The sequence below is a fragment of the Streptomyces nymphaeiformis genome, assembly GCF_014203895.1.
Taxonomy (GTDB): Bacteria; Actinomycetota; Actinomycetes; order Streptomycetales; family Streptomycetaceae; genus Streptomyces; species Streptomyces nymphaeiformis.
The window spans coordinates 395,056-410,417 of the sequence record NZ_JACHJY010000009.1 but is presented as its reverse complement, the minus strand read 5'-3'; the positions used below and the strand labels follow the sequence as shown (position 1 = coordinate 410,417).

Annotated in this window: 12 protein-coding genes and 1 riboswitch; of the genes, 9 read left to right on the top strand and 3 right to left on the bottom strand. The window is 72.1% G+C overall.

Annotated elements, in window-relative coordinates:
- The first annotated feature begins 64 nt into the window (after positions 1 to 64).
- From GGE06_RS30495 to GGE06_RS30480, 4 genes are all read left to right on the top strand, one after another.
- Positions 65 to 1,270 (top strand): sensor histidine kinase, encoded by a 1,206-nt coding sequence (locus tag GGE06_RS30495; protein WP_312883364.1) that lies wholly within the window; start codon positions 65 to 67, stop codon positions 1,268 to 1,270.
- On the top strand, positions 1,267 to 2,100 hold the full coding sequence (locus GGE06_RS30490) for a response regulator transcription factor (protein ID WP_184932341.1): 834 nt from the start codon (positions 1,267 to 1,269) through the stop codon (positions 2,098 to 2,100). Before GGE06_RS30495 ends, GGE06_RS30490 begins: the two co-directional genes overlap by 4 nt.
- Before the next feature lie 142 nt (positions 2,101 to 2,242).
- The gene (locus GGE06_RS30485) at positions 2,243 to 2,686 is read left to right on the top strand and encodes a DUF485 domain-containing protein (protein WP_181924846.1); all 444 of its coding nucleotides are present in this window, start codon (positions 2,243 to 2,245) and stop codon (positions 2,684 to 2,686) included.
- The gene (locus GGE06_RS30480; protein ID WP_116158435.1) at positions 2,683 to 4,275 is read left to right on the top strand and encodes a monocarboxylic acid transporter; all 1,593 of its coding nucleotides are present in this window, start codon (positions 2,683 to 2,685) and stop codon (positions 4,273 to 4,275) included. Before GGE06_RS30485 ends, GGE06_RS30480 begins: the two co-directional genes overlap by 4 nt.
- A 37-nt stretch (positions 4,276 to 4,312) precedes the next feature.
- Here GGE06_RS30480 and GGE06_RS30475 read toward each other — a convergent pair whose 3' ends face one another.
- The gene (locus tag GGE06_RS30475) at positions 4,313 to 5,002 is read right to left on the bottom strand and encodes a DUF7342 family protein (RefSeq protein ID WP_116158434.1); all 690 of its coding nucleotides are present in this window, start codon (positions 5,000 to 5,002) and stop codon (positions 4,313 to 4,315) included.
- The gene (locus GGE06_RS30470) at positions 4,999 to 6,705 is read right to left on the bottom strand and encodes a sensor histidine kinase (RefSeq protein ID WP_184932340.1); all 1,707 of its coding nucleotides are present in this window, start codon (positions 6,703 to 6,705) and stop codon (positions 4,999 to 5,001) included. The genes GGE06_RS30475 and GGE06_RS30470 overlap by 4 nt, the downstream gene beginning before the upstream one ends.
- A gap of 119 nt (positions 6,706 to 6,824) precedes the next feature.
- On the opposite strand from GGE06_RS30470, the gene GGE06_RS30465 reads away from it, so the two are divergent.
- Positions 6,825 to 7,877, top strand: coding sequence for a CobW family GTP-binding protein (locus GGE06_RS30465; RefSeq protein ID WP_184932339.1), 1,053 nt, complete (start codon positions 6,825 to 6,827; stop codon positions 7,875 to 7,877).
- Here GGE06_RS30465 and GGE06_RS30460 read toward each other — a convergent pair.
- On the bottom strand, positions 7,874 to 10,330 hold the full coding sequence (locus GGE06_RS30460) for a DNA gyrase/topoisomerase IV subunit A (protein WP_116158431.1): 2,457 nt from the start codon (positions 10,328 to 10,330) through the stop codon (positions 7,874 to 7,876). The genes GGE06_RS30465 and GGE06_RS30460 overlap by 4 nt on opposite strands.
- A 181-nt stretch (positions 10,331 to 10,511) precedes the next feature.
- On the opposite strand from GGE06_RS30460, the gene GGE06_RS30455 reads away from it, so the two are divergent.
- The 4 genes from GGE06_RS30455 (at position 10,512) to GGE06_RS30440 (ending at position 15,268) form a co-directional block, all read left to right on the top strand.
- The gene (locus GGE06_RS30455; protein ID WP_116158430.1) at positions 10,512 to 11,867 is read left to right on the top strand and encodes a M16 family metallopeptidase; all 1,356 of its coding nucleotides are present in this window, start codon (positions 10,512 to 10,514) and stop codon (positions 11,865 to 11,867) included.
- Entirely contained in the window at positions 11,864 to 13,261 is a 1,398-nt protein-coding gene (locus tag GGE06_RS30450) for a M16 family metallopeptidase (RefSeq protein ID WP_116158429.1), read from the top strand. The genes GGE06_RS30455 and GGE06_RS30450 overlap by 4 nt, the downstream gene beginning before the upstream one ends.
- A 198-nt stretch (positions 13,262 to 13,459) precedes the next feature.
- A riboswitch (cyclic di-AMP (ydaO/yuaA leader) is annotated at positions 13,460 to 13,623 on the top strand.
- Positions 13,624 to 13,635: 12 nt separating this feature from the next.
- Positions 13,636 to 14,406, top strand: coding sequence for a M23 family metallopeptidase (locus GGE06_RS30445; RefSeq protein WP_116158428.1), 771 nt, complete (start codon positions 13,636 to 13,638; stop codon positions 14,404 to 14,406).
- A 178-nt stretch (positions 14,407 to 14,584) separates the two neighbouring features.
- Positions 14,585 to 15,268, top strand: a complete 684-nt coding sequence (locus GGE06_RS30440) for a GntR family transcriptional regulator (RefSeq protein ID WP_116158427.1) — start codon at positions 14,585 to 14,587, stop codon at positions 15,266 to 15,268.
- Positions 15,269 to 15,362 lie beyond the last annotated feature (94 nt).

Below are 15,362 nucleotides of genomic sequence, written 5' to 3'. Positions count from 1 at the left end.
GCGCGATCGAGGATTCGCGGGCGCGGGCACACGTACGAGTTCGGGCGCAGGCGCAGGCGCGAGGGTGAGGGAGTCGGCGGAGGCGAGTGGCGGTACGGCGCTCGGTGCCTCGTGGCGCTCCTGGCCCTCGCGGGAGGCACTCACCCGGGTCGGTTTCCCACGGGGTCGGATCGTCCTCGACTACACCATGATCGTGGGCCTGAGCGTCTTCGTGGTGACCGGCTGCTACACCTCGGGCGCGTTCGACGGCTGGTGGGCGCCGCTGCCTCCGCTGGGATTCGGGCTCTGCGCGGCGGCGGCGCTGCGGTACCACCACACGACCCTCGACCGTCGCCTCGCGGCCTCGTTGGGGCTGCTCGCGGTGATCACGCTCTGCGGTCTGGGAGCCTACGCGGCGGGCGCCCCGAAACCCGCGACGGTGCTCTGGTTCGTCGTCGCGGTCATGGCGATGGAGAGACTGCCGCTCTCGATCGGGCTGGCCACCGTGGCGGTGCTGGCGGCCGGGTTCGCGGAGGCCGACGAGACGGGGGTCATCGGGGCCGGTGTCACCACGGCGGCCGCGCTGCTCGCCGGCTACTCGCTCAGGCTGGACGCGGAGGCGCGGGGAGCCGGGTTCCAACTGCTCGCCCAGGAGCGCCTCGCCCGAGAAGCGGAGGCGGCCTCGGCGGCGCTCGCCGAGCGGGCCAGGATCGCCCGGGAGATACATGACGTGCTCGCCCACAGCCTCTCCGCCCAGATGGTGCGCCTGGAGGTCGCGCGGCTCCAGATCGAGGCCGGGGCTGACCGTGCGGAGATCCTGAAACTGGTGACCTCGGCAAGATCCATGGCCAAAGAGGGGCTCACCGAGACCCGCCACGCGCTCTCGGCCCTGCGCGGGGACATGGTGCCGGTCGAGGACTATCTGCGGGAACTGGCGAGGGAGGACCGCGCCGAGGTCGATGTCACCGGCGAGCGCCGGGACCTGCCCGCCGAGGCCGCGCAGGCCGTCCGTCGGGTCGCGCAGGAGGCCCTCGCCAATGTCCGCAAGCACGCCCAGGGGGCCAGGACCAGGATCCGGTTCGTCTACGGGACGGACGCGGTCTCACTGGAGATACGTGACTCCGGCCCGCCTCCCGCGGTCGACGGCGCGCGGCTGGGGGAGGAGCTGGGGTCCTCCGGCTCCGGGTACGGGCTGCTCGGCATGAGAGAGCGGGCCGAACTGCTCGGCGGCAGCCTGGAGGCGGGGCCCGAGGGGACCGGGTTCACGGTGCGGCTGCGGGTGCCGGTATGAGCGCCGCGGACGGCGACCGTGTCGCGCGCGTCCTCGTCGCCGACGACCAGGCCGTCGTGCGGGAGGGGATCGTGATGCTGCTGGGCCTGCTTCCCGGGATCGAGGTCGTCGGGTCGGCCCGGGACGGGGAGGAGGCGGTCGCGCTCACCGCCGAGCTAGGTCCCGATGTCGTCCTGATGGACCTGCGGATGCCGCGCTGCGACGGCGTCGAGGCCACCCGCCGGATTCGCGACCGGCATCCCGGGACGGAGGTCGTCGTACTCACCACGTACGCCGACGACGACTCGCTGTTCCCGGCGCTGCAGGCCGGGGCGCGCGGTTACCTCACCAAGGACGCCGGTGGGGAGGAGATCGAGCGGGCCGTGCGGGACGTGATCGACGGGCGGGCCGGACTGTCCCCCGCCGTGCAGCGACGGCTCCTTGAGAGGCTGATCGACCGGGATGGCCGGGCCGGCCGGGCTGAGAGGGACGGCGGAGACGGCGGGGATGGCTGGGGCGACCGCGACGACCGCGATGGCTGGGGCGATCCGAACACTCGGGGCGAGCCGTCGGTGGCGGGAGGGGGCCTGGGGGCGAGGTCCGGGGCCTCGGGCGGGTCGTCCGGGCCGGGCGTCGACGGGCTGACCGAGCGGGAGACGGAGGTGCTCGTGCTGGTCGCGGACGGGCTGTCCAACCCGGAGATCGCCGGGCGGCTGAGGATCTCCACGGCAACGGTCAAAACTCACATCAACAACCTCTTCGCCAAGACCGGGGTGCGCGACCGTGTGCAGGCGGTGCGGTACGCATATCAGCACGGTCTGGTCAGGGCGCCTGGGAGAAGAGTCACCTGATGGGGTGAAGAGAGGGAGGAGAAGAGTCCGGGATCTTCCCGCTCTGTCCATCCTTGGGCATACGCGGCCGAAACGGTTCGCTGACAAGGAGAGTTGGTCGGTGGAGCAGGTGGACAGGCAAGAGGGGCGCGACGCCACGGCGATGGCGGTCGACGACCCCTGGTACGAGGCGACGGCTTCCGGTTGGAGCGGAGAGACGGCGACCGGGGCATCCGGCGACGGCCGCCTCGACGCGGTGCCGCGGCAGCGGGTCCACAGCGCGGCGGAGATCTATCTGGAGGTCCAGCGGAGCCCCGCCTTCCAGGAAGTCCGCCGCCGCTACCGTCGGTTCGTCTTCCCGGCCACCCTGGCGTTCCTCCTCTGGTACCTCGCCTACGTGGTCGCGGCGACCGCGGCACCCGGGCTGATGGCGCGGCCGGTGGCCGGAGCGGTGAACGTGGCGATGATCGCGGGACTCGGGCAGTTCCTCACCACCTTCCTACTGACCTGGGCGTACGCGCGGCACGCGCGGCTGCGCAGGGACCGGGCCGCGCTGGAACTGCGGTGGGACACGCAGGAGATGACCCGGGGGATGGTGCAGCCGTGACCGGAAGCCACCAGACGCTGGCGCTCGTGCTGTTCAGCGTCTTCGTCGCCGTGACCCTGGCGATCACCACCTGGGTGAGCCGCCACCGCCACGGTTCGGCGGAGGAGTTCTACGCCGGAGGGCGACTGTTCTCGCCCCTGGAGAACGGCTTCGCCATCGCCGGGGACTACATGTCCGCGGCCTCCTTCCTCGGCATCTCCGGGCTGATCGCGCTCTACGGCTACGACGGCATGCTGTACTCCGTCGGCTTCCTCGTCGCCTGGCTGGTCGTGCTGCTGCTGGTCGCCGAACTGGTGCGCAACTGCGGCCGGTTCACGCTGGCCGACGTCGTCGCGGCGCGGATGGCGGAGCGGCCGGTGCGGATCGCCGCGGGAACGTCCTCGGTGGCCGTCTCCGTGCTGTACCTCGTGGCGCAGATGGTGGGTGCCGGGAGCCTGGTGGCGCTGCTGCTCGGCGGTTCCAGCGAGGCGGCGCGCTCGTGGACGGTGATCGGCGTGGGCGCGCTGATGGTGATCTACGTGTCGCTCGGCGGGATGCGGGCCACCACCTGGATCCAGATCGTCAAGGCGGTCCTGCTCATGGCGGGCACGATCGCGCTCACCGTCCTCGTCCTGCTCCGGTTCCACGGCGACGTGAACAGCCTGCTCTCCACCGCGGCCGAGCGCAGCGGGCACGGCCCGGGCTTCCTCGCGCCCGGGCTGCGGTACGGCGGCGACTGGACGGCCCGCCTCGACTTCATCAGCCTCGGCCTCGCCCTCGTGCTGGGCACGGCCGGACTGCCGCACATCCTGTCGCGCTTCTACACCGTGCCGACCGCCCGTGCCGCCCGCCGCTCCGTCGTCTGGTCCATCGGGCTCATCGGCAGCTTCTACCTGATGACCATCGTGCTCGGTTTCGGCGCGGCCGCGCTGATCGGCCCCGACGAGGTCCGTGCGTCCAACGCCTCAGGGAACACGGCCGTACCGCTGCTCGCCCTCGATCTCGGCGGCGGCGCGGGCTCGACCGGTGGCACGGTGCTGTTCGCGGTCGTCGCCGCCGTCGCCTTCGCGACCATCCTCGCCGTCGTCGCCGGGATCACGCTGGCCTCCTCGGCCTCCGTCGCCCACGACCTGTACACCTCGCTGCGCCGCCCGCACGCGAAGCAGTACAGCGAGGTGGCCGTGGCCAGGGTCGCCGCGGCCGGGATCGGCGCCGCCGCCATCGGCCTCGGCCTGCTCGCCCGCGACCTCAACGTGGCCTTCCTCGTCGGGCTGGCCTTCGCGGTCGCGGCCTCCGCCAATCTGCCGGTGCTGCTCTACTCGCTGTTCTGGCGGAAGTTCACCACCCGGGGCGCGGTCTGGTCGGTGTACGGCGGCCTGATCCCCGCGGTGCTGCTCGTCCTGGTCTCCCCGGTCGTCTCGGGCAGCCCGGAGTCGTTGTTCCCGGGCGTCGACTTCCACCTCTTCCCGCTGCAGAACCCGGGGGCGGTCTCCATCCCGCTCGGCTTCCTGGCCGGATGGATCGGCACCGTCACCTCGCCCGAGCCGCCCGACGAGGCCCGGCACGCAGAGACCGAGGTGCGCTCCCTGACGGGCGCGGGCGCGGTCTGACCGTCCCGTCGCTGGGCCACCCGTCCGGGCCCGGGCGTCAGCCGCCGGTCGGTGAGCTCGCCCAGGCGTACCGGTGCTCGGGGCGGCCGGTCTCCCCGTACCGGAGGGAGAGGCGCACCCGCCCGGTGCGTTCCAGGAGCTTGAGGTAGCGCTGGGCGGTCTGGCGGCTGACGCCGGCCCGCTCGGCGATCTCCTGGGCGGACAGCGGTCCGCCGGCCGCGAGCAGTACCTGCCGGACCACCTCGGCGGTGGTGGGGGAGTGGCCCTTGGGGAGGTCGGGGGTGACGGCGCCCGCCGACAGGACCCCGAAGATCCGGTCCACCTCGGCCTGCTCCGCCTCGCCGCCGCTCTCCAGGGTGCGGCGGAGCGTGGCGTACGCCTCCAGCTTGGCGCGGAGCCCGGCGAAGTTGAACGGCTTGACCAGGTACTGGAGCGCGCCGTGCCGCATCGCCGACTGCACGGTGGCCACGTCACGGGCCGCCGTCACCATGATCACGTCGCACTGATGGCCACGGGCGCGGAGCTCCCGTACGGCCGCGAGTCCGTTCTCGTCGGGCAGGTAGTGGTCCAGGAGGATCAGGTCGACCGGCTGTCCGTCCAGAGCGGCGAGTGCCTCGGCGGTCGAGTGGGCGGTGGCGACCACCCGGAAGCCGGGCACTTTGGCGACATAGGCGGCGTTGATCCGCGCGACCAGCACGTCGTCGTCCACCACGAGCACGTCGATCATCGCGACGCCTCCTCAGAGCGGTCCGAAGAGCGGTCCGAAGCCGGTTCCGGCCCGGTGGGCCCCGGCTCGGTGGGCCCCGGCTCGGTCAGGGCGTCCGGGAGGACGACCGTGAACACCGCGCCGCCCTCGGGACCGTCGGCCACCTCGGCGGTGCCGCCCCGGCGCTCGGCGAGCCGGCGCACCAGGGCGAGGCCGAGCCCGCGCTTCCCGTGGGACGGCAGCTCCTTCGTCGTCCAGCCTTCGGTGAAGATCAGCTCTCGACGGTCCTCGGGGACGCCCGGGCCACTGTCCGTGACCCGCAGCACCACCGTACGGCCGTCGGCGAGGAAGGAGACCTCGACGCGGGCGCCGGGGGTGCCGGCGACGGCGTCCAGGGCGTTGTCGACCAGATTGCCGACGACGGTGACCAGTTCGCGCGGGTCGACGAGTCGGTCCGGCAGCAGGGAGTCGGGTGCGAGCCGCAGCGAGACGCCCCGCTCGGCGGCGACGGTCGCCTTCCCGACCAGAAGCGCGGCGAGGAGCGGATCGTGGACCTTCTCCGTGACCTGCTCGGCGGTGGCCCGGTGCACGCCGACGACCTCCGTGACGAACTCGACCGCCTCCTCGTGCATCTCCAGCTCCAGGAGGCCGAGGAGGGTGTGCAACCGGTTGGCGTGCTCGTGGTCCTGGGCGCGGAGCGCGTCGATCAGGCCGCGGGTGGAGTCGAGCTCGCGTCCGAGGCGTTCCAGTTCGGTGCGGTCGCGGAGGGTCGCCACGGCGCCGCCGTCGTGCGTGGGCATCCGGTTGGCGATCAGGACCCGGTGCCCCCGGACGGTGAGCAGGTCCTCGCCGGTGACCCGGCCCGCGAGGACGTCGGCGGTACGGCCCCCGCCGAGGACCTCGTCGAGCGGCCGGCCCGCCGCCTCGGGGCCGAGGCCGAGGAGCCGCTGTGCCTCGTCGTTCATGAGACGGACGGAGCCGTTGCGGTCGAGGGCCACGACGCCCTCGCGGATGCCGTGCAGCATGGCCTCGCGTTCGGCGAGCAGCGCGGAGATGTCGGAGAAGGCCAGGTCGTGGGTCTGGCGCTGGAGCCGCCGGGAGATCAGATAGGCGGCGAGCGCCCCGGCCGCGAGCGCGCCGCCCGCGTAGGCCAGCAGGCCGGGGATGGCGGCGAGGAGCCGGTCGCGGACGCTGTCGTACTCGATGCCGACGGAGACCGCGCCGACGATCCGCTCGTCGGCGTCCCGCAGCGGCACCTTGCCGCGCGCCGAGCGGCCCAGGGTGCCGCTGTCGATCTCCATCACCTCGTGCCCGGCGAGGACGGCGCTCGGGTCGGTGGAGACGAGCCTGCCGATCTGCGCGGGGTCGGTGTGCGACCAGCGCACCCCGCGCGTGTCCATGACCACGACGTACTCGGCGCCCGTGGAGGTCCTGATCCGCTCCGCCTCCGTCTGGACCGGGCCCCGCGCGGACGGCCGGCTGCCGGTGAGGTCCGCGGCGAGCCGGGGCGACGCGGTGGTCCCGGCGATGGCGAGGGCCCGCCGCATGGCCTGGTCGTCGAGCTGGGCGCTCAGCGGGGCGAGGAACAGGCCGGTGGCGAGGACGGTCACACCGGTCGCGATGGCCAGCTGCATCAGCAGGACCTGCGAGAACACCCGCTGCGGCCACCCGAACCGCCGACGGCGCGCGCGGGCGCGCGGCGGGCTGGTCTGTGCGGGGCTCATGCCGGAAACCGTAAGCGGCCGCGCCCCGGGACCGGAAATGGTGACGGAACGGGCGCCTATTCTGGGGGCTGCCCACGGCGCCCACGGCCGTGGGACCGAAGGAACCGGAGGCACGTCCCTTGACCACGCAGCAGATCCCCGTCGTCGTCCTGGCCGGGTTTCTCGGGGCCGGGAAGACCACGCTCCTCAACCATCTGCTGCGCAGCGCCCGGGGCACCCGCATCGGAGTCATGGTCAACGACTTCGGTGACATCGGCATCGACGCGATGACCGTCGCCGGCCAGGTCGGGTCCACCGTCTCCCTCGGCAACGGCTGCCTGTGCTGCGCCGTCGACGCCGGCGAGCTCGACGAGTACCTGGAGGTCCTCACCCGGCCCGAGTCCCGGCTCGACGTGATCGTGATCGAGGCGAGCGGGCTCGCGGAGCCGGAGGAGCTGGTCCGCATGGTGCTCGCCAGCGAGAACGAGCGGGTCGTGTACGGGGGACTCGTCCAGGTCGTCGACGCGGCCGAGTTCGAGGCCACCTGGCAGCGGCACCCCGGGACCGACCGGCACCTCGCCCTCGCCGACCTCGTCGTCGTCAACAAGGCGGACCGGGTGGCGGAGGACGAGCTGCGGAGCGTACGGAAGACGGTGGCCGCGCTCGCCGGGCGCGCCGCCGTGGTCGAGGCCTCCCACGGGCGCGTCGATCCGGAGCTGCTCTTCGACCGGGTCGCACCGGAGGGCGAGATCGAGGGCCAGATGTCGATCGAGGACATCCTGTACGGCTCCGAGGACGACGACCACGCCCATCCGCACGCGGCCTACGAGAGCCTCTCGGTGACGTCCTCGACGCCGCTGCACCCGCGCCGCCTGATGGCCTTCCTCGACTCGCGCCCCGAGGGCCTCTACCGGATCAAGGGCTTCGTCGACCTCGGCCCCGCCGACCCGGCCAACCGCTACGCCGTACACGCCGTCGGCCGTTTCCTGCGCTTCTACCCCGAACCCTGGCCCGCCGGCGAGGAACGCCTCACCCAACTCGTCCTGATCGGCTCCGGCACCGACGCGTCCGCCCTGCGCAAGGAACTCGCCGCCTGCGAACTGAACGGCCCGCAGGACACCCCCGACGAACACAGCATGTGGGGCGTCCTGCGGTACGTGCAGCGGACGGAAGAGGAGCCTGACGAGTCCTAGCTCGCCGGGCCCGCCACCACGTCGATCGGCTTCGGGAGGGGGGTGCCCGAGCCGTCGCGGCGGGGGTCCGGGGTGGGGAGGTCGACCGGGGTGCCGTTCTTCTGGGCGGCGTGGGCCGGGGTGGGGCCCGCCCAGGCCAGGGTCAGGACGTCCTCGCCCTTCAGGAAGCGCTGGCAGCGGACGCCGCCGGTCGCGCGGCCCTTGCGCGGGTACTGGTCGAAGGGGGTCAGCTTCGCCGACGTGCCCGCCGAGGAGTCCAGGGTGCCGGTGGAGCCCGCCACGGTGAAGACGACGGCGTCCGACGCCGGGTCGACGGCCGTGAACGAGATGACCTCGGCGCCCGCGGTGAGCTTGATGCCCGCCATGCCGCCCGCCGGGCGGCCCTGGGGCCGCACCTGCGAGGCCTGGTAGCGCAGCAGCTGGGCGTCGGAGGTGATGAAGACGAGGTCCTCCTCGCCCGTCTGCAGCTCCGTCGCGCCGACGATCCGGTCACCGTCCTTGAGGGTGATGACCTCCAGCTCTTCCTTGTTCGCCGGGTAGTCCGGCACGACGCGCTTCACGACGCCCTGCAGCGTGCCGAGGGCGAGGCCCGGCGAGGACTCCTCGAGGGTGGTCAGGCAGACCACCGTCTCGTCCGCCTCCAGGGAGAGGAACTCGGAGAGCGGCGCGCCGCCCGCGAGGTTCGGGGCGGTCGCGGTGTCCGGGAGCTGCGGAAGGTCGATCACCGCGATCCGCAGCAGCCGGCCGGCCGAGGTCACCGCGCCGACGTCACCGCGCTGGGTGGCGGCGACCGTCGAGACGATCGCGTCGTGCTTGGCGCGCTTGCCGTCCGTCACGGGCGGGAGGTGCTCGGTCACCGTGCGGGCCAGCAGGCCCGTCGAGGAGAGCAGCACCCGGCACGGGTCGTCCGCGACCTCGAGGGACACGGCGGCTACGGGCGCGCCCGCCGATTCCAGGAGGACCGTCCGCCGGTCCGTGGCGAACTTCTTGGCGACGGCGGCCAGCTCCGCCGAGACCAGCTTGCGCAGCTCCGCGTCGGAGTCGAGGATCCCGGTCAGCTCGTCGATCTCGCCGTTGAGGCGGTCGCGCTCGCTCTCCAGTTCAAGGCGGTCGAACTTGGTGAGGCGGCGCAGCGGGGTGTCCAGGATGTACTGCGTCTGGATCTCGCTCAGGGAGAAGCGCTCCATCAGGCGCTCCTTGGCCTGGGCGGAGTTCTCGCTCTCGCGGATGAGCCGGATGACCTCGTCGATGTCGAGGAGCGCGACGAGGAGGCCCTCGACCAGGTGGAGCCGGTCGCGCTTCTTGGTGCGGCGGAACTCGGAGCGGCGCCTGACCACCTCGAAGCGGTGGTCGAGGTAGACCTCGAGGAGCTCCTTGAGGCCGAGGGTGAGCGGCTGTCCGTCGACCAGCGCCACGTTGTTGATGCCGAAGGACTCCTCCATCGGCGTCAGCTTGTAGAGCTGCTCCAGGACCGCCTCGGGCACGAAGCCGTTCTTGATCTCGATGACCAGGCGGAGGCCGTGGCTGCGGTCGGTGAGGTCCTTGACGTCCGCGATGCCCTGGAGCTTCTTGGAGCCGACCAGGTCCTTGATCTTGGAGACGACCTTCTCGGGGCCGACCGTGAAGGGCAGCTCGGTCACGACGATGCCCTTGCGGCGCGCCGTGACGGTCTCCACGGTCGCGGTGGCGCGGATCTTGAAGGAGCCGCGGCCCGACGCGTACGCGTCCTTGATGCCGGAGAGGCCGACGATCCGGCCGCCGGTCGGCAGGTCGGGGCCGGGCACGAAGCGCATCAGCGCCTCGAGGTCGGCGTTGGGGTAGCGGATCAGGTGGCGGGCGGCCGCGACGACCTCGCCCAGGTTGTGCGGGGGCATGTTCGTCGCCATGCCGACCGCGATTCCGGACGCGCCGTTGACCAGCAGGTTCGGGTAGGCCGCGGGGAGCGCGACCGGCTCCTGCTCCTGGCCGTCGTAGTTCGGCGCGAAGTCGACCGTGTCCTCGTCGATGGACTCGGTCATGAGCAGCGCGGCCGGGGCCATCCGCGACTCGGTGTACCGCATGGCGGCCGGCGGGTCGTCGTTGCCCAGGGAGCCGAAGTTGCCGTGGCCGTCGACGAGGGGGAGGCGCATGGAGAAGGACTGGGCCATGCGGACCATCGCGTCGTAGATCGACGCGTCGCCGTGCGGGTGGAGCTTGCCCATCACCTCGCCGACGACACGGGCGCACTTGACGAAGCCGCGGTCGGGACGGAGTCCCATCTCGCCCATCTGGTAGACGATGCGCCGCTGGACGGGCTTCATGCCGTCGCGGGCGTCGGGGAGGGCGCGCGAGTAGATCACCGAGTACGCGTACTCGAGGAAGGAGCCCTGCATCTCGTCGACGACGTCGATGTCGAGGATTCGCTCCTCGAACGCGTCGTCCGGCGGCGGTGTCTTCGTGCTGCGGCGGGCCATCGCGGCTGCGGCTCCTTCACCAACAAGGTTGATCTGACGCGGACCATTGTGGACCGTGCCACCGACAACGCCGACCGCGACCCGGAAGAGGGACATCACGAAGGTCCGGGAACTTCGCCAGGTGTCGGCGCGCTTGCATACAGTGGCAGGACTTTTTCACATCGCGATCGAAGGGACGTACATGCCCATGGGTCACACGGCCACGGCCGAGGCCGGCTCCGGCGGCCTGACAGCGACCGAGCACCGGTTGGCGAACGGCCTGCGCGTGGTGCTCTCCGAGGACCACCTGACCCCGGTCGCCGCGGTCTGCCTCTGGTACGACGTCGGCTCGCGCCACGAGGTCAAGGGCCGCACGGGCCTCGCCCACCTCTTCGAGCACCTGATGTTCCAGGGCTCGAAGCAGGTGCACGGCAACGGCCACTTCGAGCTGGTGCAGGGCGCCGGCGGTTCGCTCAACGGCACGACGAGCTTCGAGCGCACCAACTACTTCGAGACCATGCCCGCGCACCAGCTGGAGCTCGCGCTCTGGCTGGAGGCCGACCGCATGGGCTCGCTGCTCGCCGCCCTGGACGACGAGTCCATGGAGAACCAGCGCGACGTCGTCAAGAACGAGCGCCGCCAGCGCTACGACAACGTGCCGTACGGCACGGCCTTCGAGCGGCTGACCGCCCTCGCCTACCCGGAGGGCCACCCGTACCACCACACGCCGATCGGTTCCATGGCCGACCTGGACGCGGCCACCCTGGAGGACGCGCGGAACTTCTTCCGCACGTACTACGCCCCGAACAACGCGGTGCTGTCGGTCGTCGGCGACATCGACCCGGTGCAGACGCTCGCCTGGGTCGAGAAGTACTTCGGCTCCATCCCCGCCCACGACGGCAAGCCCGAGCCGCGCTCCGGCGAGCTGCCCGAGGTCATCGGCGAGCAGCTGCGCGAGGTCGTCGAGGAGGAGGTCCCGGCCCGTGCGCTGATGGCCGCCTACCGCCTGCCGCACGACGGCACGCGCGCGTGCGACGCCGCCGACCTGGCCCTGACGGTCCTGGGCGGCGGGGAGTCCTCCCGTCTGCACAACCGTCTGGTCCGCCGTGACCGTACGGCCGTCGCCGCCGGCTTCGGCCTGCTGCGGCTCGCCGGGGCGCCCTCGCTGGGCTGGCTCGACGTCAAGACCTCCGGAGGCGTCGAGGTCCCGCAGATCGAGGCCGCCGTCGACGAGGAGCTCGCCCGGTTCGCCGCCGAGGGCCCCACGCCCGAGGAGATGGAGCGCGCGCAGGCCCAGTTGGAGCGCGAGTGGCTGGACCGGCTCGGCACGGTCGCGGGCCGCGCCGACGAACTGTGCCGGTTCGCCGTGCTGTTCGGCGACCCGCAGCTCGCCCTGACCGCCGTCGACCGCGTCCTGGACATCACCGCCGACGAGGTGCGCGAGGCCGCCGCGGCCAAGCTGCGCCCCGACAACCGCGCGGTGCTCGTCTACGAGCCCCTGGCGACCGAGCAGAGCGACAACGCCGACGGCGATGACGAAGAGGGAGCGGACCAGTGACCGACGCCGCCGTGTCTTTGACGAGCATGGACTTCCACCCGCAGCCCCAGCCGGGCGCCGCGAAGCCGTGGGCCTTCCCGGCCCCGGACCGCGGCACGCTGGACAACGGGCTGACCGTGCTCACCAGCCACCGCCCCGGCCAGCAGGTCGTCGCCGTGGAGATCTTCCTGCCGGCCCCGCTGGACGCCGAGCCCGCCGGTCTCGACGGTGTCGCGACCATCATGGCCCGCGCGCTCTCCGAGGGCACCGACCAGCACAGCGCCGAGGAGTTCGCGGCCGAGCTGGAGCGCTGCGGCGCCACGCTCGACGCGCACGCCGACCACCCGGGCGTACGGGTCTCCCTCGAGGTCCCGGTCTCCCGGCTGCCCAAGGCGCTCGGGCTGCTCTCCGAGGCCCTCATCGCCCCGGCGTTCCTGGACACCGAGATCGAGCGCCTGGTGCGCAACCGTCTCGACGAGATCCCGCACGAGACGGCCAACCCGGGGCGCCGCGCCGCCAAGCAGCTCTCCAAGGAGCTGTTCCCGGCCGAGTCCCGGATGTCCCGGCCGCGCCAGGGCACCGAGGAGACCGTCGCCGCGATCGACGCCGCCGCCGTCCGCGCCTTCTTCGAGGCGTACGTCCGGCCCGGCACGGCCACCGCCGTGGTCGTCGGCGACCTGACGGGCGTCGACCTGGAGAAGGTCCTCGCCGAGACGCTGGGCGCCTGGACCGGTGAGCCGGCCGAGCCGCTCCCGATGCCGCCGATCACCGCCGACGACACCGGACGGGTCGTCATCGTGGACCGCCCCGGCGCCGTTCAGACGCAGCTGCTGATCGGCCGGGTCGGCCCCGACCGGCACGACGGCGTCTGGCCGGCCCAGGTCCTCGGCACGTACTGCCTGGGCGGCACCCTGACCTCGCGTCTGGACCGGGTCCTGCGCGAGGAGAAGGGCTACACGTACGGCGTGCGGGCCTTCGGCCAGGTGCTCCGCTCGGACGCCGAGGGCAACGGCGCGTCGATGCTCGCCATCAGCGGCTCCGTCGACACCCCCAACACGGGCCCGGCGCTCGACGACCTGTGGAAGGTGCTGCGCACCCTCGCCGCCGAGGGCCTCACGGACGCCGAGCGGGAGACGGCCGTGCAGAACCTGGTGGGGGTGGCGCCCCTCAAGTACGAGACGGCGGCCTCCGTCGCCGGGACGCTCGCCGACCAGGTGGAGCAGCACCTCCCGGACGACTTCCAGGCCCAGTTGTACGCGCGGCTGGCCGAGACCGGCACCGTCGAGGCGACGGCCGCCGTGGTCAGCGCCTTCCCGGTGGACCGGCTCGTCACCGTGCTCGTCGGCGACGCTTCGCAGATCGCGGAGCCGGTGCGTGCGCTCGGCATCGGTGAAGTGACCGTCGTGACGGGCTGATTCCGGCCCCGAGACGCCAACGAGAGGACCCCGACGGCATAGTTCGTCGGGGTCCTCCGCTTTGTCCGTATTGCGGTCAAGATGATCGTTTGCCCTGTGGCATGTCTTACAAAAGGCGTGTCCGGTTGGTGATTGAAAGACGATCCGCATAGCGTCGGTGCGGCTGTTCGTCAGTGCACGTGCCGCAACCGCGGCATCGGACAGTCATCGCCGAGTCCCCGTCAGGCGCGAGCCTGGGGAGCCGGGGACCCACATCGTCCCTGGGGTGAATCGGGCGCCTTCGTCTCGTGCGGAGGGGCTCGTAGGAGACCTTCCTGCTCCGAACCCGTCAGCTAACCCGGTAGGCGAGAAGGAAGGAAAGGACCAGCCTCTACATGGCGTTCACCCGTGCCACCGGGAAGCATCGTGGTCCGAGCCGGATGGCGCGCCGCAGCGTGGGCATCGCCGGCGTCGCGACGCTCGCCACCACCGGCGTCATCGGAACCCTCGCCTCCCCGGCACTCGCCGCCGACACGGACGACCGCTCCGTCGAGGACACCGGCCTCACCCAGGTGATCACCGAGGACTCCCTCGTCGACCCGATCAACGCCCAGGCCACCGCCCAGGAGCAGGAGGCCGTCGAGGCCATCGCCGAGGCGAAGGCCAAGGCCGAGGCGAAGCGCAAGGCAGAGGCCCGCGCCAAGGAGATCCGGCTGGAGCGCGAGCGCGCCGCCCGCGAGGCCGAGCGCCGCCGCCTCGCCTCCTTCCAGGCCCCCGTCGCCGGCTCGTACGTCTCCACCGGCTACAAGACCGGCGGCTCGCTCTGGTCCTCCGGCCACCACTCCGGCATCGACTTCCACGCCGCCTACGGCACCCGGGTCGGCTCCGTCGGCTCCGGCACCGTCGTCGAGGCCGGCTGGGGCGGCGCGTACGGCAACAACATCGTGATCCGGATGAACGACGGCACGTACACCCAGTACGGGCACCTCTCCTCCATCGGGGTCTACGTCGGCCAGACCGTCGAGCCGGGCCAGCAGATAGGCGTCTCCGGCTCCTCCGGCAACTCGACCGGCCCGCACCTCCACTTCGAGGCGCGCACCAGCCCCGAGTACGGCTCGGACATCAACCCGATCACGTACCTCCGCGCCCGCGGCGTGAACGTCTGACCCGCACCGCGTCTCAAAAGCCCCGGCTCGTACGGAGCCGGGGCTTTTCGCTGTCCAAAAGACTTCCATGGATTACGTCGGGGCATCGGAAATTCCGGCGGGCTGCAATAGAGTCGACGATCGGCGCAGAACAGGCGCCGCTGGAATTGTCTCGCGCGCACCAAGGCGGAGGTCGGACATGCGCATTCCCGCGCACTCGGTATGCACGGCGATCCGGGACGACATCGTCTCCGGCGTGTACGAGCGGGGCGGTCGGCTGACCGAGGAGCAGCTCGCCCGCCGGTACGGGGTCTCCCGGGTCCCGGTCCGCGAGGCGCTGCGCACCCTGGAGTCCGAGGGCTTCGTCGTCACCCGCCGCCACGCGGGCGCCCACGTCGCCGAGCCGACCGAGCAGGAGGCCGCCGATCTGCTCGACATGCGGGCGCTGCTCGAACCGCTGGGGGCCGCACGGGCCGCGCAGCGGCGCACCGACGCCCACCTCAAAGTGCTGCGCGGCCTGGTCAGGCTGGGGCAGGAGCGGGCCAGGCGCGATCAGGGCGAGGATCTGCGCTCGCTCGGCGGCTGGTTCCACGAGACGCTCGCGCAGGCCTCCGGGAGCCCCGCTCTGACGGCGCTGCTCATTCAGCTGAGGCAGAAGATCGCCTGGACGTACGTCGTGGAGCAGCCCGCCCAGCCGGTCGAGGCCTGGGCCGAGCACGGCGCGATCGTGGACGCCGTGGCGCGCGGGGACGCCGAGCGGGCGCGGGCGCTGACCGCGCTCCACGCGGAACGCTCGCTGCCGCTGCACCGGCTCAAAAGTCCGGAGCGGGGCCGTGTGAGGGTTTCGCAACATGCCGTCAACACGGCGAGCGCTCGGAATTAACAGCCGCACCGTATACAAAGAACAGGAATTCGGTGCGCGCTTTGTGCTGCCCGAAAAAAGGTCCTGATAATGCGCGTGGCCGTGTCCGCCGGAA